We start from the raw sequence: 26269 nt of genomic DNA on the forward strand, positions 1-26269 counted from the left end.
AGCAAAAGCCCTGTCATCTAGACAGGGCTTTTTTTTGGCATAGTTTTTAGGCTAATTAATGAGTGTAAATGATATATTTGCGCTCCTAAATTAATTTTAGGTTTTGTTTTTTGAAAACAATCTGGGGTCGACTGGTTTTGACAGCGAGACTGGATTAATGGTAAGCATGTCGAGCGCTGGGAAACAGCTCGTAAATCTCATTTTTCATCTTTTTTAAACGGCGAGAATAACTACGCCCTAGCTGCATAATCTGAATCATAGTAAGATTACGCCTCGGTCTACTAGGTAGACAAGCAGGAAGTCTCTCAACAGCCTTGGTTTGCGGCGGTTGGTTATGGGACTTCGTAAAAGTAAACCTATCTACAGCAGTGCTTTGATGCGGTAGAGAAATTTAATTGAAGCCAAGCCTAGTTTTGGTAGTTTCTGACCGGCTCTAGGACTGAAATGAATTAGAAACTAAACATGTAGAAAGCGATTGATTCACTTGTTTGGACGGCGGTTCGAATCCGCCCGACTCCACAAAAAAACGATAAACCACGACAGCAGTCGTGGTTTTTTTGTTTTGAAGTAATTGAACTAGCAAACTCAATCAATAATATTAAGATCTCATAACCATACTGCTTACATTGAAAAAAAGCCCATCCATTTACTGGACAGGCTTTACCTAAAAAAATAAACACTGAGCTAATTCAATATTTAAAGAGTCTAAATGAAAAAGAAAATTATTCTTCCAATAACTTGTAAGCAAATTGAGGATATCCTCTTTCATTACTAGGACTTGTAAGTGCAAGAAATTGGAGTTTGTAGTAGTTTCCATTGGCATCGTGAATGACATAGAAAATATCTTCTATAAGTGATGGTGAAGCGCTAGGACCACCGCCGTTTCTCCATGTACTACCTATACTTCTTTGATCATTTTCAAAATTGCTATCCACAACATCTAATAAACTAAAGTCCTCGTAGGTGATACCTTCCTCAGCTTCATCAATCATATAAGCTCGCGCACTCGACTTGATGTTATTGGTTATAAAGTCTGCATAAGCATAGGCTCCATAACTTTGTCCACCAAAAACAGCCTCGTTTGTAAATACGGTGTAGCACAAATCCCATTCTTCTTTTTGTGGCTCAACACTCACTACTGATTCTGTGTTAAAGCTGAAAAAAGTATAGTGGAAGGAAGGGTTTTTATTAATGGTAGTTGTTTGAAAGGTAGTATCGTCAAGGTTAGCATATTGCAATAAATAATTCTCACCGTCTTTTAAGATTCTAATCTTCTTCCAACCTCTAGCATCTCCTTTGTAGTTTGAAGAACCAGAATTAGGTTGATCTACACCTACTTCATAGCCTAGATTGATTAGATAAACGTTGTTGTTTGAATCTACTGAAGAGACTGCATCTATAGCGGTTCCTGATATATTCCCATCTGGTGCATCGATAAACTCCATATTCGCTGGATTGAAATTACCTACTTCTGCCTGTGGTTGTAATTGTTGCACTTCAGGATTGGTTGAGTTTACTGCAGTCATATCGTTAGTAGATAAGCGAGCGGCCATCATGAGGATAGACCCGTTTATGATAACCCTATCTTGCATAGAACTAAATCCTAAATCCCACGAGGTTCGGTTAACCTCGGTTGCGATATTGGTACTCAAATCAAAAAAGACCTGGTTGGGCATATTAGGACCACCTACATTTGGAGAAACTGTAGCGCCATCTACGGTTACTACAATTGGTCCCATAGGCTCATCGTCTTCACTACAACTACCTAATAGTAGAATGCTTATAATAGTTAAAGCTGTTAAAAGATTATTTTTCATGTTTTAAAAATTAAGTTTATATAAAAGTTTTAAATAAAAAGATCGTCCGTAACCCAGTAAAATAGAATTTGTTGCTGTATTGTGTGCACCGCCACTAGAGGTATAATTAGTATCTACACGAGTAATATCAAATAAATTACGCGCTCCTACTGTAGCCTCTAATTGATCACTTAAAAAGGATTTTCTTATCGATGCATCTAACCATGAATAAGCATCTGTTTCAATCTTGGAAAAAGTTGAATTACCGTCACTGTCTGAACCTGTAACCCTAAAATCTTGCTGTCTTCCGTTATAATTTACAAGTAGCGAGAAAACCGCATCCCACTTAGGGTAATGATAATTAAGACTGGCATTCAATTGGAATTGATACAAGTAGTCGTCACTAGCATTATCTTCACTTGCTAGCTCTCTAGATATACCAAAAACAGTTGCATTTAAAGAGGTACTCCAGTTCTTTAATTTAAGTGAATTAGTATTAGTTAATCCTATAAAACGATAACTATCTATATTCACATATCGGTACTGTAAAGGATTCGTATTTACAATGGATAGTTCAATGCGATCAGATAAATCGATGTAAGTTAGTTTTACACTATTTTCTAATCTAATCAAAGAATTATCAAACCAGGTTTTCTTTTTTAAACTTAGGAAAGTAGTTAAACCTTCTTCCGGTTTTAAATTCTCGTTACCTTGAACATCATGGTTAGCATCAACAAAGTAATAATAAAGCTCAGTAAAATCAGGAACCCTATACGATGTGCCTACATTGGCTCTTAATTCAAACCCTTTTTCAAACAACTGTCTTGCTGTTAATTCATAAACCGCCTTGTTATCAAATTGAGAGTTATAAATGAAACGTATACCAGGACGTATAGTTAACTTATCACTTAAACCTATTTCAGAAGAGATGAACCCAGCAAAATCATTGATGTTTCTAGTTTTAGGATTTAAGATGTTTTCTCCTGCAGCTTCCCTATCAAAACCTTCTTGTAAAGTTATTTCATAACCTACCTGAGCATTAAAACGATCCGTTTTGAAAAGATTCCCTAATGTACCTTTTGAATACAAAAATTTCCCAGATTGGTTAACTTCATCTATTTCTGCAGTTCGTTCTCTGGAAAGAATGAAATAGTTAAATTCATTCAATCTTCTTTTTTGTTCTTGATAGGATAATGAAACACTATACCTTAAACCAGAATCAAATGTACCAGAGCCATTAAGGTGATTGAATATTCTTGAAGTTTTATAAATCCTATCTGTAGCAGATGGATTTATGGTTGAATTCTGGCTATTAAAATTACTTCTTACTGTAGAATTAAAGAAGTTGATAGTCTCGTCAAAGTACTCAAATTTATAGAAAAACTTGTGCTTTCTATTATTATAGCCTAACAATGCGTTTGAGGTAATTTGTTCCTTAGGTAACCACTCGTAACCTCGCAAACCATCATTCTCAAAATAATCACGCCCTTTCTTATTATTAAAAAAACCAGCAAAATCGTTTCTGGTTACTCCTACACTCGCATACCAATTATCATTAATGTTGTGTGAAATTGTAGCACCTTGTACATGCCTACCTTCATCAAACCATGCGTACTCGTCGCTTACCGTTTCTTCTTGCAAGGAGAGATTGATTCTCCATTTGTTTTTATCAGATTTTTTGGTGATAATATTTAAAACACCCGATACGGCATTAGCACCATATTGAACTCCCATAGATCCCTCAACAATTTCTATACGTTCAACATCGTCTAGATTAATTTGCGTGAGATCAATGTTGCTTCCTACACCATTATCACTCACTATGGGAACATTATCAATGAGAACATTAAAATAACGAGCATCTAATCCAAAAAAACTTACTGTACTCCTACCTGTTGAAGCACTAGGTGTTACATTAAGATTTAGATTAAAATTGAGCAAATCCGCTACATTAACAGCAGCTATTTGTTTGATTTGTTCTGCTTTAATGACTCGCACGTTGTAAACCGATTTTTTAATTGATTGTGGATTATACTGTCCGGTCACCACAATCTCGTCTAGCGACTCTACCTCAGTTGTATCAATAACAACTGTTTGTTGTGAGTTCGCTTTCGCGAAAGCGAGAATTAAAACGATTAAAACATTAAACTTAAACTTCATTATTAATTAGAATGATTCTTAATAAGGCGCAAATATATATTTTATTTTTATTTAGAATCAATAAAAACAACTATTTTTGCAGCAATAAAAAATTTGTACTAATCATGAAAAAAGTTTTAATACTTGGTGTTCTATTAATTTCTATTGCAGCAACTGCTCCTAGTAAAAGGAATGATGATGCTTATGCCATTAAACAAATGTGTGGCTGTTTTGAAGTCACTTTTAATTTTGCGGAAACCTTTAATTATTCCCAAGATTCACTATATAAGCCCTCAAAAACCAAAGTTGATAAAGGACTAGAATGGGCTCAATTGGTTACTGATGAAAAAGACAAAATCCAAATTCAACACTTACTTCAAGTAGGAGATCCTTCAAATCCATATATCGTGAAACATTGGAGGCAAGATTGGCTGTATGAGAATACAGATTTATATGAATACAACGCCGACAACAAATGGGATTTTATTCAATTAAACAAAAAGGACGTAAAGGGTCAATGGACTCAAAAGGTATATCAAGTTGATGATAGTCCTAGATATGAAGGTACAGGAACCTGGGTGCATGTTGATGGTAAAAGCTATTGGGAAAATACCACTAGTGCTCCATTACCTCGCAGAGAATATACTGCTCGTAGCGATTACAACGTAACTATGAGAGGTAATCGTCACGAAATTACGGATTATGGATGGGTACATGATCAAGACAACTTAAAGATCATACGTAAAGAAGGACAAGAGGATCAAGTACTAGCAGCCGAAAAAGGTTATAACACCTACAAAAGAGTAGACGATAGTCGTTGTGCAGCGGCGGCTCAATGGTGGAAAGATAATAACGACAAATGGAGTACCGTACGTTCTAAATGGGACGAAGTTTACAACCGCAACACGGATTTACGTTTACATGAAAAAGTAGATAATAAAGTGCTTTTCAAGCATTTATTTGATGAAAAAATTAAAACTAAAGATCAAATTGATCCTATTATTGAATCATTCATAATCTCAAACCCTAAATAATGAAAGGAATTTTAAACTTAATCCTATGCGTTGTTGTAAGCTCGTTTTCAATAGCCCAAAACAATGTATTTTTAGAAAGATCCTACTGGAATTCAAAACCTAGTCTAGAACGAGTAAAACAAGACATCGCGGCCGGAAACGACGCAACTCAATTGAATCAAAATGCCTTTGATGCTGTTGTATACGCGATTAACTCGGGAGCTGATAATGATGTAATCTTTCATTTGTTATCGTTAGAAGGAAATGATGTAAACAAACTTACACACGACGGAAGAACATATATCTTTTGGGCCGGTTATAAAGGGAATCTACAAGTCCTAGAATACTTAATGAGCAATGGAGCCAATACAGATGTGATTGACAGTCACGGTTATACCTATCTTAATTTCACAGCGAATGCTGGACAGCAAGACACGGCTTTGTATGATTTTATATTTGAAAACGGTGGTAGCCCTAAACAAGTTAACAAACAAGGTGCTAACGCTCTTCTTCTAATTGCTCCATCTTTAAAAGATGAGAAGCTCCTATCCTACTTCATAAGTAAAGGATTTGACCTAAACGCAACCGATTATGATGGGAACAACATATTTAATTATGCTAGTAAAAAGGTTAATCCTGATTTTCTTAATCTATTGGTTGAAAAAGGGATAGACTATAAAAGCAAAAATGAGAATGGTGGAAATGCCTTCTTATTTGCAGCAAGAGGTACACGAGGAAACTCAAATTCTCTAGAGGACTATCAATATTTAGAACAATTGGGTATTGATCCTAATGTTGTAAATAATGACGGAGTAAATGCCCTGCATTATTTATCAGGAAGAAATAAAGATTTAAAATTATTTGATTTTTTCATAGATAAAAATGTAGATATTAATCAAGCCAATAAAGAAGGTATCACGCCGTTCATGAATGCTGCACGTAGTAACGATAACACTGTTATAGATTATCTATTAGACAAAGTAAATGATATTAATATAATAGATGAGAATGGATATAGCGCTTTAACTCATGCTGTGCGTTACAATCGAGCAAGTATAGTTGACTTACTTCTTAAAAACAAGGCTAACGCTCTTGTTGTAGACAAGGAAGGTCAATCCATGGTTTACCATCTAATTCAAAGTTATAACAGCTCTAGACATGATGACTTCATCAAAAAATGGAAATTACTTACAGATGCCGGAATTGAACTTAGTACTCCTATTTCAACAGAAACAACCATCTGGCATGAAGCTGTTAAAAAAGATAACTTGAAACTATTAAATTTTATTAGTACCGTTTCCAAAGAAAAGATAAACGATCTTGATAAGGATGGTATGACGACGCTTCATCTCGCGGCTATGCAAACTAAGAATCCTGAGTTATTAAAATTCTTAATCGATCAAGGTGCAAGTACCCAAATTACTACTGCATTTGATGAAACAGTTTATGACCTAGCTCTAGAAAACGAGTTATTGATGAACGAAAATGCTAATCTAGATTTTCTAAAACCCTAATGAAAAAATGATGAGAATATTATACATGGCCCTTGTTGCCTTGATTTGTCTATCTTTTACTGCTTCTACCGTTTCAAAAACGGCCGTAAAATGTATGATTCAAATGAAAAATTATACCGGTGAAGGTGCCTACATAGTAGTATCTGTAACCGATAAAGAAGGAGAATATAAAGAAACGATTTATGTTCATGGAAAGGATCCAGAATGGTATAGCGAGATTGACTCATGGTGGAAATTCTACGGTAAGCATAGACCAGATATCGACGCCATATCTGGTGAGACTATCGCTGGCGGTGAGCGTTCCATTAGTGTGCTTGAAATACCTACACAATACATAAATTCCAATCACAAACTACGTTTTGAAACTGCTGTAGAGGATCAAGATTACAATGAAGTAGATTTGGAACTAGATTTAACTGATGGTAATCTCAAATCTAAAGTTGACGGTACAGGTTGGATTAGATACGTGAGATTAATGCCTCAAAAATAAATAAGTGATTACATCTATATATAGATACAGTCACCTTGTACTCGCAGCTATTTCCTCCCTTTTTTTGGTAGTAGCTGCGATTACAGGTTTAGTACTTTCAACTGAACCGATTTTTTATGACTTAAAACAACCAGATAAAATCGATTTAAGTGAAATAAGCCTAGGACAAACTATTCATAAATTACACCAAGAATACGACGAGCTTATTACACTTTCTACAACCTCGCAAGGCCTTGTACTGGCCGATGTTGTAACTAAAGAAGGTACAAGCGTTACCGGCTACATAAATCCCAAAACAGGCATGTTTCTGGGTGATGAAATAACGCGACCTAGTATTTACAATTGGTTCACAAACTTACATAGATCCCTATTCCTTAAATCAATAGGAAGAGGTTTTATAGGTATTTCCACCTTTTTATTAGTCTTAATAATCGTATCTGGGATATTTTTATTAGCACAGCGCCAGGGCGGATTTAGCAAATGGTTTTCCTCGATAAAGGATAAGGAATTCCATAAAAAATACCACGTAATACTTAGTCGCTGGCTTTTGATACCTATTCTTATTATTGCTGTCACTGGTGTTTATCTTTCACTGGAACAGTTTGATTTGATTCCTGTTGAGAATCAATCTTTAGATTGGAGTTTATCGCCCGATGAGGAATTACTGCAACAAACAATTGAAAATCAAGCCTTTTTTAAGACCACGACCCTTGATCAGGTTAAAGAAGTAAACTTTCCTTTTTCAAGTGATCCCATAGATTATTATGAAATTTATTTAAAGGAAAAAAGTGTTCTGGTCGCACAACACACTGGTGAAGTCATCGATCAGGTAGAAAATCCTTTTACAGCACTTGTTTCTTATTACAGTACCCTTTTCCATACTGGGAGCGCATCGCCGCTGTGGTCTGTGATCTTGGGAATATCCTGTATAGGAATACTGTATTTTATTATTTCAGGATGTGTCATTTATTGGAAACGTAGGCCTAAGAAAAATTACAAGCTAGAACTTTCAAGCGCACAGGATAGTGAATATATCGTTTTAGTTGGGTCTGAAAGTGGTAGTACTTACGCTTTCGCGAAAGCGTTCACACAACAACTCTTAAGGACAGGTAAAAAAGTATTCTTAAGTGATCTTAATCATTACCAGCAATACGAGCGTGCCTTACACCTCATCATTTTTACAGCAACCTATGGTGATGGCGATGCGCCTACTAATGCTAGGAAGTTTTTTGATAAACTAGAAAAAATTGATCAACCTAGATCATTATTTGTGTCTGTAGTAGGATTTGGTTCTTCTATCTATCCAAAATACAATGAGTTTGGAAAACAAGTTTATAATCGTCTAGTAAAAGATGAGAATATGAAACCATACCTGCCGTTCACTGAGGTAGACGAAGAACACCACCCAGAAGAAACTTGTAAGCAGTGGCTGCAGTTATGGCAACAAAAATCAGGTTTTCCTATGGAACTAAAGGTTGACCAGTTTCCTAAAAGCAATATTGAGAAACAAAAATTTAAGGTAACTCATCGCAGCCCATTAAATAAGGATGAATCCTTTATCATAAGCTTACAACCTACTAGTTATAATGACTATCAATCTGGAGATTTGTTAGAGGTTTACGCAAATGAAACAGCAAAGGCACGGCAGTACTCGATAGCTCGTATTCAAAACAAAATAGTCCTAAGTATTAGAAAGCACGACCACGGACTGTGTTCCACTTATCTAGCAAACTGCCATAAAAACGATGATATCATGGCCACAATTAAAACAAATACCAACTTTCATTTTCCTAAAGATGCTCCAAAAATTATTATGGTAGCAAATGGAACTGGAATAGCACCTTTTCTAGGAATGCTGGATGAAAATAAGACGAACATACCTGTAGATTTATATTGGGGTGGAAAAAACATAGAGAGTCTTTCCATTTATGGAGAATATCTAGAAGATGCTCATAAAAAGCAACAAGTATCTAATTATCATATTTCATACTCTAGAGAAAACGAAGTTGTAGAATACGTACAACATAAAGTAGCTGAACACAAAGAACAAATCACTACTGATCTAATACAAGGTGCAGTAATCATGATCTGCGGATCTTTATCCATGCAAAACGAAGTTCTAGACTTATTAGAATTATGGAACAAAGAGAATCCTGATATCCAACTAGAACAACTGTACAAAAATCAAAAAATCCTTACTGACTGTTATTAATCCAGTCCGTAAGGATAATATTCAGTAAGTTGGAAGCCTATTAAGCAGTAACTTTTTCTGGTGCCCAAGCCTCACACATCATTCCTGCGCTTGCCTTTTCTGGATGAGGACAAGAAGATGACTTGAATCTAGCACATTGTGCGCAATCGTGTTCATTATTAAGATCGGCACGCATATCAAAACTGTTACAAGTGTAACTACTGCTCACTGCCACTTCATGAATTTTACATGTATTATCTGCGTTCAAGTTTGAACAATTTCCACAAGTATTTCCTAATCTAATTGCCATAATCTTTGATTTTTATTTAAAGATATAACACTTTACAAGAAGAATATTCAATAAGTTGTTAATTACCAGCAATATGCATTTAGAATAAATAAAGATAAATGAACTTTAACACTCTAATTTTATTTAGAATAATTAAAAATAGATTATATTTGCACTGTAAATAAAGGGTTTATAACCGATTAATTATTTTTCATGAATCACGAACTTCAATTAATTACAAAAAATCAATTTGGTGAACTTAACTATTGCAATGGTTGTGATTGTTATTCGCTTGTTTTTTCTAATTTCATTTTTAAGTTCACTGTGGATGAGTTTGAAACATTTCAAAATTATATCAATGACATTCCTATGTCGTTTTGGAATAACTCTGAGATGATGAAAAATAAAAAACGTCGCATTCCAATTCACACTAAACAAAAGAATCTTACGCTTGTTTTTAATGGTGAAGAATTTACAAAGCTCAAGGCTTTGGTAAATGGAGTTACAAAAAAAGATGAATTCTTATCCTTATTAGATATTGATTATCCGCTTCATTTGAATTAAGGATACTTAAAAAGCTTCAGCAATACTTAAGTAAAAACTACTAGCGCCATTTTGTCCACGACCGTAGTCAAATCTTAGATTTAAATTTTCTGATTTATCTAGCATGAATCTTAGTCCAGCACCATAATTAAATTTTAAGCTGTCAAACTGAAAATCAGATATATTATTATAGACATCTCCGGCACCTACAAAAGCCACTAGCCCTATCCTACTATCTTTAAAGTTTTTACGGTACTCTATTTGACCAGCTAGTAAATCGCGGTCCACGTACCTACCTTCACGGTAACCTCTCATAATTTCACTACTACCAAAAAAGGAAAATTCTGAAAAAGGAATATCTCCTCGCGTGAATCTACCTATTGTTTGTATTGCAAGAATGTCAAGGTTATTTGGTGATACGTCAATATAATGTCTTAAATCAAAACGAGTAAGATTGAACTTATGAGTACCACCTACTGCTTCAAAATATTTACCATGTGTAAATTCCAAATACCATCCGTCTTGAGCATTTAATATATTACTACGGCTATCGTATAATAATGCAGCTTCTACACCAGCCGATGTTGAACCATCATAACCACTAGGTCTAGTTTGATCAATGAGTTTTCCAGGTTCTATTTCAACATCATAGATTACATTATACCTTACACCAGCTCCTAGAAATAAATACCTTAGTGAGGTTTGCTTGAGAAATATAGGCTCAAATAAAAACTGATAATAATTATACTGTTCTTCATTACTTTCAGGTGAATTGTTTCCCATACCGTAATAAAGCCTAGGGTAATTCTGGAACAACAAATTTCCTTCAATCACCCATTTCTCTTGATTGGTAAAAACTTCAAATCCTGAATACAAAAAGAATTGATTGTTTAACGTATACTGTAAGGTGATCGGCATGTTTGAGGTTCTAGTTTCCTCGCCACTTCCATTAAATTTGAATAAATATTTTGCTCCTGTTCCAAAAGCAAAACTGGTCTCTGGAGAATAACTTATCACTGGTGCTGCGATAAATTTTTGTAGGTATAAACTACTATCTTTTTCTACAGCTTTACGATTCGGGTAAAAAGTAAAAAACTCTTTAAGATCTTCAATAGTTCCCTTTTTTTCTTGAGCGTTAAGAGAAGAACAACTTAGGATTATCAGTATTACGGATAGGTAGAAATATTTCAATATATACTATTTAAATGCCCAAAATAAAACAGGCGTAATAATAAAAGTATCAGTGTTTTACTAATTAGGAAAACTTTATCACTCTTTAGGGTGACAAAAGTCATCCTTTATGGCTTGTAGTCGGTTCTAGATTTGTATCAAATTTAAAATTTATAGGTATGAGCACTTTGTATAACAATTTAAAAACCGACTGGGAAAATCACTTCATGATGTATGCTGCACTAGCTATTATAGCATCAACCTGTTTGGGAGGATTTGCGGTATTGTCCATTTTCAATAATGGTAGTGGTGTCCCACAAATGATTCAAATATTTCTTGTGGTAACGATTTGTAATATCGTAAATGCTTCTATTCTAACAGTTCAAAAACCAGAACGTGTATTAAAGGCACTTATAGCAAGTTTAATCATTTGCTTCCTCATTACAGCAGTTAATCTATTGTTCTAGAAATGGATTTAGTTAGAAAGTATAACGTAGCTGGTCCTCGTTATACCAGTTACCCTACAGTTCCCTATTGGGATGATACTACTTTTGACGTTGAGTCCTGGAAGGAATCTGTTAAAGTAAGCTTTCGCGAAAGCGGAATAAATACAGGCATCTCATTATACATACACCTACCTTTTTGCGAAAGCATGTGTACTTTTTGTGGATGTAACAAAAGAATTACTAAAAATCATAAGGTCGAAACACCTTATATTGAAAGTGTTTTAAAGGAATTTGATTTGTACTTAGATTTAATGGAGCAAAAACCTAGAATCAAACAAATTCATTTGGGTGGTGGAACTCCAACATTTTTCTCACCAAAGAATCTAAAACAACTTATTGACGGCATTTTTAAAAATGCATATCGGGATGATAATGTAGAGTTCAGTTTTGAAGGACATCCTAACAATACCACATACGAACACTTAAAAGTTCTACATGATTTAGGTTTTTCTAGAGTGTGTTACGGTGTTCAAGATTACAATCTCAAGGTTCAAAAAGCTATAAATAGAGTTCAACCTTTTGAAAATGTTCAACAAGCTACTCAAATGGCTAGGGACATAGGTTATAGTAGTGTAGGACACGATATCATTTACGGTTTACCTTTTCAAACCTTAGAAGATGTAATATCGACAATTGAAAAAACGATAGAACTTAAACCAGATCGCATTGCTTTTTATAGTTATGCACACGTGCCATGGATTAAAGGTAATGGACAACGTGGTTTTAAGGACGAGGATTTACCACATCCTACGATTAAAAGAGCGCAGTATGAAACGGGAAAACTCTTATTGACACAAGCAGGATATGTAGAGGTCGGCATGGATCATTATGCACTGCCCGATGATACTCTTGCTGCTGCTATCCATAACGGTAAACTACATCGTAATTTCATGGGTTATAACAGTTTCAAAACAGATTTAATGATAGGTCTAGGTGTTTCCTCAATAAGTGACAGCTGGTCAGGATTTGCACAAAATTATAAAAACATAGAGGACTACAAGCAAGCAGTAGACCTAGGTATACTACCTGTTTTTAGAGGTCATATCCTTACGGAAGAAGATATGATTATAAGAAGGCATATTTTGAAATTAATGTGTCAATTTTCTACTAACTGGACTTCAAACTCAGATTATTTTGATGAAGTTCCAGATGTTCTTATAGCTCTTAAAGAATTGGAAGCCGACGGACTAGTTATTCTGGATAAAAACGGTGTTATTATTACTGAAAAAGGTAAACCCTTTGTTAGAAATATATGCCTACCGTTTGATTTAAGACTTAATAGAAAAAAACCTGATACACAGTTATTTTCTATGACAGTTTAACTTACTACCCATTTAAAATGCTCGTCGATAATCTTACTTTTATTATCAGATAAGTAATCAATATACGCTTGCGCCACTGGTGTAAGCGTTTTGTTTTTTAGCCATACTAAGTTCCACTTTGTTTCTATAGGTAAGCCTGGATAATCAACGGTCTCGATCAATCCCATTTCAAGAGCATTTTTGATTCCTATTTTGGGCATAATTGAAAAACCCAGTCCAGCTATTACAGCTTGTTTAAGTGCCTCGTTTGAAGTTAATTCAATTCTCTTTGTAATTGGATATTCATTTGCTTTTAAAAAATCTTCCATCGCATTGCGAGTAGCACTACCCGATTCTCTGTATAACAGTGGTTGACTCATGAAAATATCTTCACCTTCCTTTAATTTATTTATTCTTTTTTTGTTCCCTACTAAGAAAAGTTCATTTTTAAATATAGAAAAGGTTTTAAGCGATAAATGCTCTGGCAATACAGAAACAAGAGCAAAATCTACTAGATTCTCCTCCAAATCTTTTATTACTCTTTGTTTGTTAGTCACATCCATTTTAAACTCAATTTGTGGATGTTCATCTATAAAACCTGATAAGAAATAAGGCATTAAATACTTACCGGTAGAGACTACAGAGATTTTTAAAGTACCAGCCAATTTTCCTTGAAAGCGTTGAACCTTGTGCTCCATTTCCTTGATTTGTTCAAGAATATTGATCGCTGTGCGAGCTATTTCTTCACCAAAATCAGTTACATAAAGCTGTCTACCAACTACTTCAGTTAAGGGTAAGGGAAACTGCTCTTGAAATTTTTTAAGCTGTATGGATACTGCTGGCTGGGTTAAAAAAAGACTTTCAGATGCCCTTGTAATACTTCTATGCTTAACAATCTCTATAAAAATTTGTAATTGATGTAAGGTGTAATGCATAAACTTGTTTTATGGTAAAGATAAAAAATATAAATAAAAATATATGCAAATGATGTTCAACCTTTGCACCGTAAATGAGAGCATGTTATGGCAAGAACACAAAACCTGTATTCCAATCATAATTCAAAGAGAAAGTTAATCCGGTTGAAAACAACCGCGCAACTTATTAGCATTCAAATTGATAAGACAAAAATAAGTAAAGGATTACAAGTTTTATCGGTTTCTAGCTTTTTAACAATTTTACTCGTTGCTGTTGTATACAGTTATTGGAATAATACCTATCACTTTAAACCCTTACTATTTTCTAGCGGTATTATTTTCTTACTCATTTCATTAAAATTTATTAACTCTAAAAACAAGTAATATGTCTGTAATGATTAACCACAAAGTCAATCTCGTAGAAGGGACTTTTACACCGCAAGAATCTTTGGATATCATTAATGCGTTAATCAAAGAAAAAATTAATTTCCATAAACTACATAGACTTTCGATAGCTGAAGGTAATCTTTATGAAGATACAAGTTATGATGATGACCGCGTGGCACAACTAAATGAAGAACGTCAATCTTACCGAGAATTTTACAAAGAGATTAAACAAAGCGGCAAAAAGTTACGCATTAAAGGAACTATAGAAATTGAGGTTCTAGATTAATTCTAAGATTACTAAATACTTATGGATTTACATTTACTGGCAGATAACCTAACAAACCCTGCCTTATTATTTTTTATTTTAGGTCTTATTGCTTCACAAATCAAAAGCGACCTAGAAATTCCGCGAACCTCTTCAAAATTCATTTCACTATACCTTCTATTAGCCATAGGCTTTAAAGGTGGACAAGAACTTTCTCACAGTCCTATTACAAACGATATTTTATGGGCATTGATCATGGGTATTGCTCTGGCTGCCCTCGTACCGGTCTACACTTTTTTCATATTAAGAATTCGGTTTAGCCTAGAAAACGCTGGAGCAATTGCTGCAGCCTATGGATCAGTAAGTGCTGTAACCTTTGTAACTGCAATAAGTTTCCTAGAAATGGAAGGAATAGAATTTGGCGGACACATGGTGGCAGTAATGGCCTTGATGGAAGCTCCTTCTATTATAGTAGGTGTTCTTTTAATGAGGATATGTAGTAAGAAGAAAAATAAAAAAGATAAGGATACGAGCAAGATAGTTAAGCATGCGGTAACTAATGGTAGCGTTTTAATGATTCTGGGTAGTTTAGTCATCGGAATATTAGCCAACGACGCACAGGCAGCCGATATTAAACCTTTTACCACAGATATCTTTAAAGGATTTCTTGCTGTATTCTTATTAGATATGGGTATTGAAAGCGGTAAAAAAATTGGTGCATTAATTAAGAAAGGTTGGTTTGCCTTAGGATTTGCTCTAATAATTCCAATTATAAATGGAATCTTTATCGCTTGGGTTTCACAATTTGTACTTTCAGAACCAGGCGATAGATTTTTAATAGCCATACTGGCAGCGAGTGCAAGTTATATTGCAGTTCCTGCGGCCATGCGTATAGCAGCACCTAAAGCCAACCCCAGTTTATACTTACCTATGGCGCTAGCGATAACCTTTCCCTTCAATATCACTTTGGGCATGCCATTATATATGTATGTGATACAATCTTTATAGTTGAATGGTTAACTAGAATTATAAAAAGGAACTCAAAGATGGGTTCCTTTTTTATTTCACGCATGTGGTATGGAGAAGTTCATTTTTAAACTTAGATCATTTAAAAAATTGATTTTTCTACTCTATAGAAATTCTCTCATCGTATATCATTTCATTTTGAAAGTGCCAACTTTAAATATTGACGTTTTTGGTCCTTTGTAATTGTTAAATTTTGAAAAAAAGTAAACTATCAACAAAAAATAAAAAAGTAGATTTTAAGAGTTTTCTAACATTTGAAATTTGGCTAAGCCTTTGCAAAATAAAGGTTTGTTAAACCTTTGAACAGACTATCAACAACTTAGCTTAACAACCTAGTAAATTTAATATAAAGAACTGTATTACAACACTTTAAGCTATTGTTGAAAACATTGTGAACAACCTCAATTGCTCCTTCTAGTTACACCAATAATTTATACGCAATTTTACTTAACGTTAATTTAAAGAAGAAATAGGGCATGGAAATAGCATCGATTAGAAAGAGAGATTTTAGCGTTGTTCCTTTTGAACTGGATAAAGTAACATTGGCAGTTTTAAAAGCAATGAACGCGCAAGGAAATGGTGAAGAAAAAGACGCACAAAATGTGGCGCTTACCGTTTACAAGAAATTAAGTACCATTAAGGATAAAGATGCTAGTTTTATTCCTACCGTTGAGCAAATTCAAGATTATGTTGAAACGGCCTTGATGGAAAATGGTTTTCATGATGTAGCTAAAGCCTATATCATATACCGTGAAAAAAGAGCTATGGGACGTCGTTCCAATATCTTTGAAAAACGAGTGAACCTAAAACCATATGAGTATCCACAATTATATGAATACGTTCCTGCAATTAGACACTCTTACTGGATACATACCGAATACAACTTCACAAGCGATATTCAAGATTTCAAATCTAGACTAACCGATGTAGAACGTAGTGCCATCAAGAATACGATGCTCGCTATTTCTCAAATCGAAGTTGCGGTTAAAAGTTTCTGGGGCGATATATACCATCGCATGCCTAAACCAGAAATAGGGTCAGTAGGATCCACATTTGCTGAAAGTGAAGTACGTCATGCAGATGCCTATTCACACCTACTTGAAATTCTAGGATTAAATGAAGAGTTTAAAAAGCTTAAGAAAAATCCTGTAATTATGAAGCGTGTTCAGTATTTGGAAAACGCTTTACGTAATTCAAAAAGTGAAAGCGATAAAGAATATGCAGAATCTATTCTTCTATTCTCTATTTTCATTGAACATGTTTCCCTTTTCTCTCAATTCTTGATCATCATGGCCTTTAACAAGCATAAAAATATGCTTAAAGGAATTTCAAATGTGGTTGAGGCAACATCTAAAGAAGAACAAATACACGGTGACTTTGGTATCGATCTAATTAAAATTTTCCAAGACGAGCGTCCAGAGTGGTTCAATGAATCCTATACCGAAAAAATTCAAAACATCTGTAGAGAAGCCTACGAGGCAGAAAAAGCTATTGTAGATTGGATCTTTGAAGCAGGTGAACTTGACTTTCTTCCTAAAGCGGTTGTAAACGAGTTTATCAAAAACCGTTTCAATCGTTCCCTAATCAGCATTGGTAATGAGGCCATCTTTGAAGTAGATGAAGAACTTCTCGGTCAAACAGAATGGTTTGATGAAGAAATCATTGCCACCAAGCACGTAGACTTTTTTGTAAAAAGATCTATTAACTACACAAAAAGAAAACAAAGTATAACCAGCGACGACTTATTTTAATTATGATTCAAGAAAACAAGCAAGAACAAAAGGTTCAAGAGCAACAAGCAGCACCATCGGCTGCAGAACAATTACTAAAAGCACGTAAAGAAACCCTACAGAAAAGTAAGGAAAAACGACAAGAGCCGTTTTACTGGTTAAACGATTACAGTCGTAGGTTTCTTGAATCAGGATATTTAACCCAAGGAGTAACTCCTGAACAACGTATTAGAGAAATCGCAGATCATGCTGAAAAAATCTTAGGCATGCCAGGTTTTTCAGATAAGTTTTATGACTACATGTCTAGAGGTTTCTATTCATTAGCCTCTCCAGTTTGGTCAAACTTTGGTAAACGTCGCGGTCTTCCTATAAGTTGTTTTGGATCTCATATCGATGATGATATGGGTAACATCCTATATACGCAGTCAGAAGTTGGTATGATGTCAAAATTAGGTGGTGGTACATCAGGTTATTTTGGTAAAATACGTCATCGTGGTGCGGCTGTAAAAAATAATGGAGAAGCTTCTGGTGCTGTACACATCATGCAATTGTTTGAGTCAATGGTCGATGTAGTAAGTCAAGGATCAGTGCGTCGTGGCCGATTCTCTCCTTACCTACCTGTAGAACATCCAGACATCATGGAGTTTCTAGAAATAGGTACTGAAGGAAACCCAATTCAAAGTCTTACTCACGGTGTAACTGTGACTAACGACTGGATGGAAGAAATGATTGGTGGTGACACTGAAAAAAGAGCCATTTGGGCCAAAGTTCTTCAACGTCGTGGTGAGATGGGTTATCCATACATTTTCTTTACAGATAATGCTAATAAAGGTGCTGCTGATGTTTACCAAGACAAAGACCTTCCTATTTATGCCAGCAATTTATGTACAGAAATAATGCTACCTTCAAATGACGACTGGTCGTTCGTTTGTGTACTGTCAAGCGTTAATTTATTGCACTATGATGATTGGAAAGATACTGATGCGGTAGAAACCATGATCTACTTCCTAGATGCTATTATCACTGAATTTGTTGAAAAATTAGAAGCGTATAGAGATTCTGAAAATAGAGATGATCGTCAAACGTTCTTATTTATGGAGCGCGCCTACAATTTTGCAAAAACAAATCGCTCTTTAGGTTTAGGAGCATTAGGATGGCACTCACTTTTACAATCAAAACGTTTATCGTTTGGAAGTCAAGAAGCATTCAATCTGAACAGTGAAATTTTTAGAGAAATAAAAGATCGCTCTTACAAAGCAAGTGAGGAACTAGCCAAAAAGTTTGGAGAACCTGAGGTTCTTAAAGGTTATGGCCGTAGAAATGCGACACTTAACGCAGTAGCGCCTACTACATCTAGTGCCTTTATTTTGGGTCAGGTATCTCAAGGAATTGAACCTATTTGGTCTAATATTTATGTAAAAGATATTGCAAAAATTAAGACCACCATCAAAAACCCATTTCTTGTAGAGCTTTTAGAAGAAAAAGGAATGAACAACAAAGAAGTGTGGAGAGATATTCGCGATCATGATGGATCTGTACAGCATTTGGATTTCTTAACAGAAGAAGAAAAAGATGTTTTTAGAACTTACCCTGAATTAGATCAAAACGATATCGTTTATCAAGCTGCAAACCGTCAAAATCATATTGATCAAGGTCAGTCGGTTAACTTAATCGTTCATCCAGATATGCCTATTAAAGAGATTAATAAAATTCATATTAATGCATGGAAATTAGGCCTTAAGTCACTGTATTACCAGCACAGTATGAATGCTGCACAAAAATTCAAACAACAAAAGGAATGTACTACGTGTGAAGCTTAAGTAATAACTTGTAATCTATAAAAAAGCCATCTTTTTCAAGATGGCTTTTTTAATTCCTCTAATTTTTAAGGACAATCAAATCGTAATTCCCCACTTACAACTCTTTAGCCTCGTTCCAATACACATCCATCTCGTCCAGCGACATATCATGTAGTTGTTTACCAGCCTCACCTGCTTTTTTCTCCAGATAAGAAAAGCGTTTGATGAATTTTTTATTAGTTCGCTCTAGTGCATTTTCTGGATTTACACCTAAATGTTTGGCATAATTTACAAGTGAGAAGAGCACGTCTCCTAGTTCGGCTTCAATTTTATCCTTCTCTCCTGCTAGGACCTCAACTTCTAGCTCTGCCAGTTCTTCTTGTAACTTTTCCTTTACCTGTTCTGGTCGTTCCCAGTCAAACCCTACACCAGCCACTTTTTCCTGTATACGTGCACTTTTCACTAGCGCTGGTAAAGAATTAGGAACACCTTCTAACACACTCTTTTTACCTTCTTTAAGTTTAAGAGCTTCCCAATTTGCCTTTACCTCGGCCTCGTTTTCCACTTTTACATCTCCGTAAATATGTGGATGCCTAGAAACCAACTTATCGCAAATTCCATGAGCAACACTAGCAATATCAAACTCACCAGTCTCACTACCTATCTTGGAATAAAAAACAATGTGCAATAATAAATCACCCAGTTCCTTAGGAATTTCTTCTCGATCATCATCTAGAATAGCATCTCCCAGCTCATAGACTTCTTCAATGGTCAAATGACGTAGTGATTGCAATGTTTGTTTACGATCCCATGGACAGCCTTCTCGCAGTTCATCCATAATGGTAAGCAATCTATCAAGAGCTTCTAATTTTTCCTGGCGTGTAGTCATAAATTGATACTTTTGTGATAAAAGGAACTTACTTTTATCCGTGTGAATAGTTGGTTTAATTACGCTTTCGCGAAAGCGTACTCTCAAAAATACTACTGAACTTTTTCAGTCCATCTACTCACAATAATTATGGCATAAAATTAGTTAGCTTTACTCACAAACAAGAACAATGAACAGAATACTTTTCCTCTTACTTTTTATTTCACTAGGTGGGACCATACAAGCACAGGATTATATAACAGATGATACGTTTGAAACTACCGCAATGAAAAGCGATGGGCAACTTAAAGTCGTATCCTTTACCGCGGCATGGTGCGGTCCTTGTAAAATGATGAAACCTATTTTTAAAGAGTTAAATGAGGATAATAATCTGGATATTACGGTATATTATCTGGATATTGATCACAACGTGACCAATGATGTTCTCAACATTCACAGCGTGCCTACTATATATTTTATAAAAAATGGCGTAAAAATGGGTGAATTAATAGGTGGACGTTCCAAAAGTCACCTTTTGAAAGAAATAAACAAGTTTAAAAATAGTGAAGCAACGGGAGAAAAACTGGACTACCTGCCTGTACCTAGTTCAATAGAAATAGTTGCTGGTGATCATAAGAAATTGACGGTAAAAACCGCTCAAAAAGTATGGAACAGTGTAGATAATTTAAATAAGCTGAGTGAATCTATATTTCTGAACCTGAATAATAAAGCAGACTTGCGTTACGGCCTGATGCTAGCAGAACGCAGCATAGAGATAGAACCTTCCCTAGTGAATACCGTGACAAAAGCTTATATCCTGTACAAATTAGGCGAATCAAAAAAGGCTAAAAAAGCACTTAAAATGGCTCAAAAGGTGGCAGGCGATCAAAAAGTAGAGGCTATTGAAAGTCTACTTAAAAAACTAGCTTAATGTTCAACCGCATAGCATTACTCATCCTAATGTCCATGGGCTGGATGTTGCCGGCACAAGCTCAAACCTATGTTACAGATGCAACCATGGATGAGACTGTAATGCAGGAGAACGATCGCATGGTAATTCTTTTTTTTACTGCTACCTGGTGTGGACCATGTCAATACATGAAACCCATAATAAACAGTATTAAAAAGGAAGTAGACGTTGACATTTACTATCTAGACACAGATAATAACACAGCCGATGATATTTTACACGTAACTAGTATACCTACTTATTATTTCATTAAAAACGGACGAAAACTAGGTCAAACAACCGGTACTTTGAAAAGAGCACGACTTATCCAGTTAATTCAAAGACATGATGCAATGACTGTAACCAGTGATCTTTTACCCTATCGCGGTAAACCCAGTAAATTTTCTATCAAGGAAGGGCATTCAAAAGAATTATCTTATGAAGGTATTGATAAAATATGGTATGATGCGGCGCAACTTAATGCCACTGCATGGAACTATACTAGTGAATCGTCTCATTTACAGGACGTACAAGCTGCTCTCGTCATGATAAATCGCAGTATTGAACTAGAAGAAACGGTAAGTGCTCTAGAGACAAAAGCCTTTTTACTGTTACGTTTAAACCGCAAAAAAGAAGCAAAATTGGTAATTGACCAAGGACTTAAACTAGCTCGTAAAAGGAATGAATTTACTGGAATTCTAGAAGGTTTACTAGAACGATTATAATCCCTTTAAATAACTGCTGTACAAATCGTTAATTTGGTATCCTTCTTTAAATCGGTGCTTGCTTAGTTTATCAAATTCCACCAAGGACCAAAGTAAAAATTCTTTTAAAAAGAATTTGTCCTCGCTGGCTACATCGGGTTGATACTCGTTTATTAAATCTTCTAGTGGAGTAACTTCATTCAACAAATGCTCATATTCCTCATTGGACAACTCATCAAGTAATTCAATCCCGTTATTGTCAAAAAACCATTGCACAAGAGTATCGTATGGGGTCTGCTCATCAGCTTTGGTAAGCTTTTTAATTTCAGGAAAATATATTGGAAAAAGTGTTTTTGTAGCCTGAGCAATTAATTCTTGCGCTACAAATGCGGCTCCTTCTTGTTCTCCTTCATAAACCAATTCTATTTTACCCGTGATGGATGGTATGACACCTAAAAAGTCGCTATATCGTATAGTGGTTGTTTTTTCGCCACTCATTAGCGACCTACGTTCGGCAGTACTTAATAGGTTTTCATATGCGGTGATACTCATACGTGCACTCACTCCACTTTTTTCATCTACGTATTCACTTTCTCGTGCTGTAAAACTTATTTGTTCTAACAAATCTTTAGCAAGTTCAGGTACGTGAATGTGATTTTTTAGACGATCGTCATTACTAGCTTCTTGTTGGGTAATGGTTTTGGCAATCTCAATAGATTTTGGATAATGAGTAAGTATTTGTGAGCCTATACGGTCTTTAAGAGGTGTTACAATGCTACCACGATTGGTATAATCTTCTGGATTTGCAGTAAATACAAATTGCATATCTAGTTGTAGCCTTAATTTAAAACCACGAATTTGAATATCTCCTTCTTGAAGAATATTAAATAAGGCAACTTGAATGCGCGCCTGTAAATCAGGTAACTCATTAATTACAAATATGCAGCGATTTGCTCGTGGTATCATACCATAATGAATCACCCTATCATCTGCATAACTTAACTTGAGATTAGCTGCTTTTATAGGATCGATATCTCCTATCAAATCGGCAACAGTAACATCTGGAGTGGCTAATTTTTCATAGAACCTTTCATCTCTATGTAACCATTCAATAGGCGTGTTATCGCCATGTTCTTCTATAAGTTGTTTCGCTTTTCGCGAAAGCGGATTTAAAGGATCATCATGTATTTCACTGCCACCTATAAAAGGAATGTATTCATCTAAAAGCTGAGTCATGAGCCTTGCGAGCCTAGTTTTGGCCTGTCCTCTTAAACCTAGTAAATTAATATTATGCTTAGATAGGATGGCACGCTCTAGTTCTGGAATCACAGTATTTTCATATCCATGAATTCCTTTAAAAGTGACTACATCATTTTTAATGTTATCAATCAAGTTATCACGCAGCTCATCCTTTATGGATTTTGATTTCCATCCAGCTTCCTTTAATTGACCCAGTGTTTTAATACTTTGAATATTCATGACATTACTTTGAGTAGTGAAAATACAGCGCATAAATGCATTAAAAAAGAAGACACCGCTGTTTTAACGATACTTTGAGTTTTAAAAAGCTCACTGTTCTCTTTATGTGCTCAAATAGAATTAATGAGTAAACAAAACCTCACTGTAATCTGTCAAAGCATCCAATTGTTCCTCGCTTAAATCATCACGGTTTTGATCATTCAAAAGAGACAAATGATACAGGTAATATTTCTTACTTACCTCATTAGGATTAAATTCAATTTCATAGTTTAACTTTTCGTAAATCAATTCATTATTATCAATTAGTAGTAAAACTTGAATGATACCTGATCTAAGGATTACATAATTACTGTAAGGGCTTTTTATTTCTCTAACTAAATCTAAAGCTCCATCTGGATTCCCACGATTTAATTGATGCCTTGCCTCAGCAAGAGTTTGGTAGGCATCCATCATCTCTAGCTGTTTTCCTAAAGGAACATCTACTTGCATGGACAGGGCACTTTGTATAAGTTGTGAAATACTATAACCAGAAGCTACGTGGTAATGATTTGCTATGTAATAATCCCCTTGATTATTAGGTTGAAGATAAAAAACTACATTATCGGCGCTTGTGCCTGTGCTATCTGATATACTATAAATAGCTCTCACGGCATTGTCTTTCTGATAAAGTTCAATCAGTTCTGTTTTTTGATTATTCAATTTATTCGTTTCTGCAATTGACCCCAACGCATCTCTAACTAATCGACGCAGAAAATAAACTACACTACTTCGAGTGTGTTTTGGTATTTTTTTAAAACTAATTTTTTTAGTAAAAGAATTGATATTAAAATTATTCTTAAGGAAATCTGCATCATAATTATTAAGGGCTTCTTCAATATCAACAGCAAGATTTTCAGCTTGAATGGGTACTATGTAATTGATTTTATCTTCATCTGATTTGCAAGCGGTGAGAATGACAATTATGAATGTTAGAATAAGAACGTAGTGGTTTTTCATTAAAGTAGTTAGGTTGATTAACTTATATATTTCCAAAAGCCTTTTTTACTTTGTAAGTAGGCCATTACTCGTTTGATAGGTTGATTTTTATCTAATTGAATAGCAGGATCTTCTTTCAACACTTTACTTGCAGCCTCTCTTGCAATAGCAAGAATTTGTTGGTCCTTCACTAGATCGGCCATTCTCAAGTTCATGATACCACTTTGTCGTGTTCCCATTAAATCTCCTGGACCTCTTAATTTAAGATCTACTTCGGCAATCTCAAACCCATCGGTAGTACGCACCATAGTTTCCATTCTAGTGCGAGCTTCTTTGCTTAACTTAAATCCAGTCATAAGAATACAAAAACTTTGATCGGCACCGCGTCCTACTCTACCACGTAATTGATGCAATTGCGACAAACCAAAACGTTCGGCACTTTCAATTACCATTACACTTGCATTAGGAACATTTACACCTACCTCAATAACGGTTGTAGCTACCATAATTTGTGTTTCTCCTTTGACAAACCTATCCATTTCCCAGTCTTTATCTTCTGGCTTCATCTTTCCATGGACAATACTTACCTTATAATCCGGTAAAGGAAATTCTCTCACGATACTTTCATATCCGTCTTGTAAATCCTTATAGTCTAATTTTTCAGATTCTTCAATTAAGGGATACACCACATATACTTGTCTACCTTTGGTAATTTCATCCCTAATGAATTTAAAGACTCCTAGCCTATTTTTATCGTAACGATGTACGGTTTTTATTTCCTTACGTCCTGGTGGCAATTCATCAATTACAGATACATCTAAATCTCCATAAACACTCATAGCCAAGGTACGTGGGATAGGAGTTGCGGTCATTACCAGGACATGTGGTGGTAATTCATTTTTCTTCCACAGTTTTGCTCGTTGAGCTACACCAAATCGATGTTGTTCATCTACAATCGCAACACCTAGATTTTTATACTTTACTTTATCTTCAATAAGTGCATGTGTCCCTATTAAAATATGTAAGGAGCCATCTTCTAGTCTTTCATGAAGTTCGCGACGCTCTTTAGTCTTTACACTACCAGTTAGTAAGCCGACTGACAGGTCTGTTTTTTCTAATAATTCAGCTACGCCTGCATAATGTTGCTGCGCAAGAATTTCTGTAGGAGCCATTATACAGGCTTGGAATCCATTATCAATAGCAAGAAGGCAAGTAAGTACCGCAACTATAGTCTTTCCAGATCCTACATCACCTTGAAGTAAGCGATTCATATGGGCGCCTGTTCCCATATCGGCTCGTATTTCCTTAACCACTCTTTTTTGAGCACCTGTTAATTCAAAGGGCAAGTGATTATTATAAAAATCTAAAAAATTATCACCTACTTCTTGAAACGGGTATCCTTTAATTTTAGACTTGCGCACTTTATTTTTAAGAAGTAACTCCATTTGAATAAAGAACAACTCCTCAAACTTCAACCGGTATCTGGCAGCTTGCAAATGCCTTGCAGTTGATGGAAAATGCACTTCTTTCATTGCTTGATTTTTCCCCATTAAGCTGTAACCTGATAGTACCTCTTCAGATAAGGTCTCAATAAAGCTGTTGTGTATTTCTCTATACAGCGACCTCATCAATTTTACCATGTATACGTTGGTAATTTTTCTTTTGGCCAAAGTCTCGGTACTGGGATAAATAGGAGCCATTGCTTGTTGAGCACGCGATTGGTGATCTTTAAGCAATTCCATATCAGGATGAGCCATGCTAAAAGTTGCGCCATAGCGCTGTACTTTACCAAACACCACATAAGGCTGATTAAGTTTTAAATTATCTTTAAAATACTTCTGGCCTCTAAACCAAACTAACTCCATTTTACCAGTATCATCTATAAACGTCGCTACTAGCCTGCTTACTTTACCTGTAGGAACGGTTTTGATACTAATGATTTTACCAATTACTTGTACTTGTGTGTTACCGTCAATTAATTGATTGATTTTATAATATTTGGTTTTATCTACATATCGATTGGGGAACAAATTTGCCAGATCTCCATAAGTATCAATACCTAATTCTGTGCGCAACAACTTAGCTCGTTGTGGCCCTACTCCATTTAAATATTCTATAGGTGTAGATAAAAAATTCTGTGGCAAAATTTCTAATTTATTACCAAAAATAGCACATCTCTATCAACGACTGTGGTTTCTTACAAGCATACTTAGCGACTTAC

At 35.2% G+C, this 26269-nt stretch carries 22 protein-coding genes and 1 other RNA gene; 14 read left to right on the forward strand and 9 right to left on the reverse strand.

What is annotated here, in order from left to right; all coding sequences use genetic code 11:
* Window positions 1-123 precede the first annotated feature (123 nt).
* Window positions 124-522, forward strand: a transfer-messenger RNA (tmRNA) gene (ssrA, locus tag HCN53_RS05300).
* Between the two features lie 200 nt (window positions 523-722).
* On the opposite strand, the gene HCN53_RS05305 is transcribed toward ssrA, so the two are convergent.
* Both HCN53_RS05305 and HCN53_RS05310 read right to left on the reverse strand, forming a co-directional pair.
* Window positions 723-1817, reverse strand: coding sequence for an HmuY family protein (locus HCN53_RS05305; RefSeq protein WP_167342259.1), 1095 nt, complete (start codon window positions 1815-1817; stop codon window positions 723-725).
* A 3-nt stretch (window positions 1818-1820) separates the two neighbouring features.
* Window positions 1821-3956, reverse strand: a complete 2136-nt coding sequence (locus tag HCN53_RS05310; RefSeq protein ID WP_167342260.1) for a TonB-dependent receptor plug domain-containing protein — start codon at window positions 3954-3956, stop codon at window positions 1821-1823.
* Window positions 3957-4060: 104 nt separating this feature from the next.
* Here HCN53_RS05310 and HCN53_RS05315 point away from each other — a divergent pair, with 104 nt between their 5' ends.
* From HCN53_RS05315 to HCN53_RS05330, 4 genes are read left to right on the forward strand one after another with little or no spacing between them, the layout of a single operon-like run.
* Complete coding sequence (locus HCN53_RS05315) at window positions 4061-4969, forward strand: DUF6607 family protein (RefSeq protein WP_167342261.1); 909 nt, start codon at window positions 4061-4063, stop codon at window positions 4967-4969.
* Window positions 4969-6462 carry an ankyrin repeat domain-containing protein gene (locus tag HCN53_RS05320; RefSeq protein ID WP_167342262.1) on the forward strand — a complete coding sequence of 498 codons (1494 nt, stop codon included), beginning with the start codon at window positions 4969-4971 and terminating at the stop codon, window positions 6460-6462. The genes HCN53_RS05315 and HCN53_RS05320 overlap by 1 nt, the downstream gene beginning before the upstream one ends.
* A 7-nt stretch (window positions 6463-6469) precedes the next feature.
* Complete coding sequence (locus tag HCN53_RS05325; protein ID WP_167342263.1) at window positions 6470-6952, forward strand: DUF2271 domain-containing protein; 483 nt, start codon at window positions 6470-6472, stop codon at window positions 6950-6952.
* A 4-nt stretch (window positions 6953-6956) separates the two neighbouring features.
* Window positions 6957-9164 (forward strand): PepSY domain-containing protein, encoded by a 2208-nt coding sequence (locus HCN53_RS05330; RefSeq protein WP_167342264.1) that lies wholly within the window; start codon window positions 6957-6959, stop codon window positions 9162-9164.
* Window positions 9165-9204: 40 nt separating this feature from the next.
* Here HCN53_RS05330 and HCN53_RS05335 read toward each other — a convergent pair whose 3' ends face one another.
* Complete coding sequence (locus HCN53_RS05335) at window positions 9205-9453, reverse strand: hypothetical protein (RefSeq protein WP_042277939.1); 249 nt, start codon at window positions 9451-9453, stop codon at window positions 9205-9207.
* A 192-nt stretch (window positions 9454-9645) separates the two neighbouring features.
* On the opposite strand from HCN53_RS05335, the gene HCN53_RS05340 reads away from it, so the two are divergent.
* Window positions 9646-9996 (forward strand): DUF6686 family protein, encoded by a 351-nt coding sequence (locus HCN53_RS05340; protein WP_105019348.1) that lies wholly within the window; start codon window positions 9646-9648, stop codon window positions 9994-9996.
* Between the two features lie 6 nt (window positions 9997-10002).
* Here the strand turns inward: HCN53_RS05340 and HCN53_RS05345 are convergent, their stop codons facing one another.
* The gene (locus tag HCN53_RS05345) at window positions 10003-11166 is read right to left on the reverse strand and encodes a BamA/TamA family outer membrane protein (protein WP_240919400.1); all 1164 of its coding nucleotides are present in this window, start codon (window positions 11164-11166) and stop codon (window positions 10003-10005) included.
* Between the two features lie 158 nt (window positions 11167-11324).
* On the opposite strand from HCN53_RS05345, the gene HCN53_RS05350 reads away from it, so the two are divergent.
* On the forward strand, window positions 11325-11612 hold the full coding sequence (locus tag HCN53_RS05350) for a hypothetical protein (RefSeq protein ID WP_167342265.1): 288 nt from the start codon (window positions 11325-11327) through the stop codon (window positions 11610-11612).
* Window positions 11613-11614: 2 nt separating this feature from the next.
* Entirely contained in the window at window positions 11615-12973 is a 1359-nt protein-coding gene (gene hemN, locus HCN53_RS05355) for an oxygen-independent coproporphyrinogen III oxidase (protein ID WP_167342266.1), read from the forward strand.
* Here the strand turns inward: hemN and HCN53_RS05360 are convergent.
* Complete coding sequence (locus tag HCN53_RS05360) at window positions 12970-13887, reverse strand: LysR family transcriptional regulator (protein ID WP_105019352.1); 918 nt, start codon at window positions 13885-13887, stop codon at window positions 12970-12972. The genes hemN and HCN53_RS05360 overlap by 4 nt on opposite strands.
* Before the next feature lie 373 nt (window positions 13888-14260).
* Between HCN53_RS05360 and HCN53_RS05365 the strand changes: the two genes are divergently transcribed.
* The 4 genes from HCN53_RS05365 to HCN53_RS05380 all read left to right on the forward strand — a co-directional run bounded on the left by HCN53_RS05365 (window position 14261) and on the right by HCN53_RS05380 (window position 19094).
* Window positions 14261-14539, forward strand: a complete 279-nt coding sequence (locus HCN53_RS05365; protein WP_240919401.1) for a hypothetical protein — start codon at window positions 14261-14263, stop codon at window positions 14537-14539.
* Window positions 14540-14560: 21 nt separating this feature from the next.
* A complete protein-coding gene (locus tag HCN53_RS05370) occupies window positions 14561-15526 on the forward strand; it encodes a sodium-dependent bicarbonate transport family permease (RefSeq protein ID WP_105019355.1) in 966 nt (321 codons plus the stop codon).
* Between the two features lie 494 nt (window positions 15527-16020).
* The gene (locus HCN53_RS05375) at window positions 16021-17295 is read left to right on the forward strand and encodes a ribonucleotide-diphosphate reductase subunit beta (RefSeq protein ID WP_060524456.1); all 1275 of its coding nucleotides are present in this window, start codon (window positions 16021-16023) and stop codon (window positions 17293-17295) included.
* Between the two features lie 2 nt (window positions 17296-17297).
* Window positions 17298-19094, forward strand: a complete 1797-nt coding sequence (locus HCN53_RS05380; protein WP_042277924.1) for a ribonucleoside-diphosphate reductase subunit alpha — start codon at window positions 17298-17300, stop codon at window positions 19092-19094.
* A gap of 94 nt (window positions 19095-19188) precedes the next feature.
* On the opposite strand, the gene mazG is transcribed toward HCN53_RS05380, so the two are convergent.
* Window positions 19189-19962: a nucleoside triphosphate pyrophosphohydrolase gene (gene mazG, locus HCN53_RS05385; protein WP_167342268.1), complete on the reverse strand. Its 774-nt coding sequence runs from the start codon at window positions 19960-19962 to the stop codon at window positions 19189-19191.
* A 169-nt stretch (window positions 19963-20131) separates the two neighbouring features.
* Here mazG and HCN53_RS05390 point away from each other — a divergent pair, with 169 nt between their 5' ends.
* On the forward strand, window positions 20132-20872 hold the full coding sequence (locus HCN53_RS05390; protein WP_167342269.1) for a thioredoxin family protein: 741 nt from the start codon (window positions 20132-20134) through the stop codon (window positions 20870-20872).
* Window positions 20872-21615, forward strand: a complete 744-nt coding sequence (locus HCN53_RS05395) for a thioredoxin family protein (protein ID WP_240919402.1) — start codon at window positions 20872-20874, stop codon at window positions 21613-21615. Before HCN53_RS05390 ends, HCN53_RS05395 begins: the two co-directional genes overlap by 1 nt.
* On the opposite strand, the gene HCN53_RS05400 is transcribed toward HCN53_RS05395, so the two are convergent.
* The 3 genes from HCN53_RS05400 to recG form a co-directional block, all read right to left on the reverse strand.
* Window positions 21610-23073 carry a magnesium chelatase gene (locus tag HCN53_RS05400; protein ID WP_085775005.1) on the reverse strand — a complete coding sequence of 488 codons (1464 nt, stop codon included), beginning with the start codon at window positions 23071-23073 and terminating at the stop codon, window positions 21610-21612. The two genes, HCN53_RS05395 and HCN53_RS05400, sit on opposite strands and share 6 nt — an antisense overlap.
* 120 nt (window positions 23074-23193) lie before the next feature.
* The gene (locus HCN53_RS05405) at window positions 23194-24069 is read right to left on the reverse strand and encodes a hypothetical protein (protein WP_167342270.1); all 876 of its coding nucleotides are present in this window, start codon (window positions 24067-24069) and stop codon (window positions 23194-23196) included.
* Between the two features lie 17 nt (window positions 24070-24086).
* Window positions 24087-26192 (reverse strand): ATP-dependent DNA helicase RecG, encoded by a 2106-nt coding sequence (recG, locus tag HCN53_RS05410; RefSeq protein ID WP_167342271.1) that lies wholly within the window; start codon window positions 26190-26192, stop codon window positions 24087-24089.
* Window positions 26193-26269 lie beyond the last annotated feature (77 nt).

The organism is Nonlabens sp. SY33080, assembly GCF_011784885.1.
GTDB lineage: Bacteria > Bacteroidota > Bacteroidia > Flavobacteriales > Flavobacteriaceae > Nonlabens > Nonlabens tegetincola.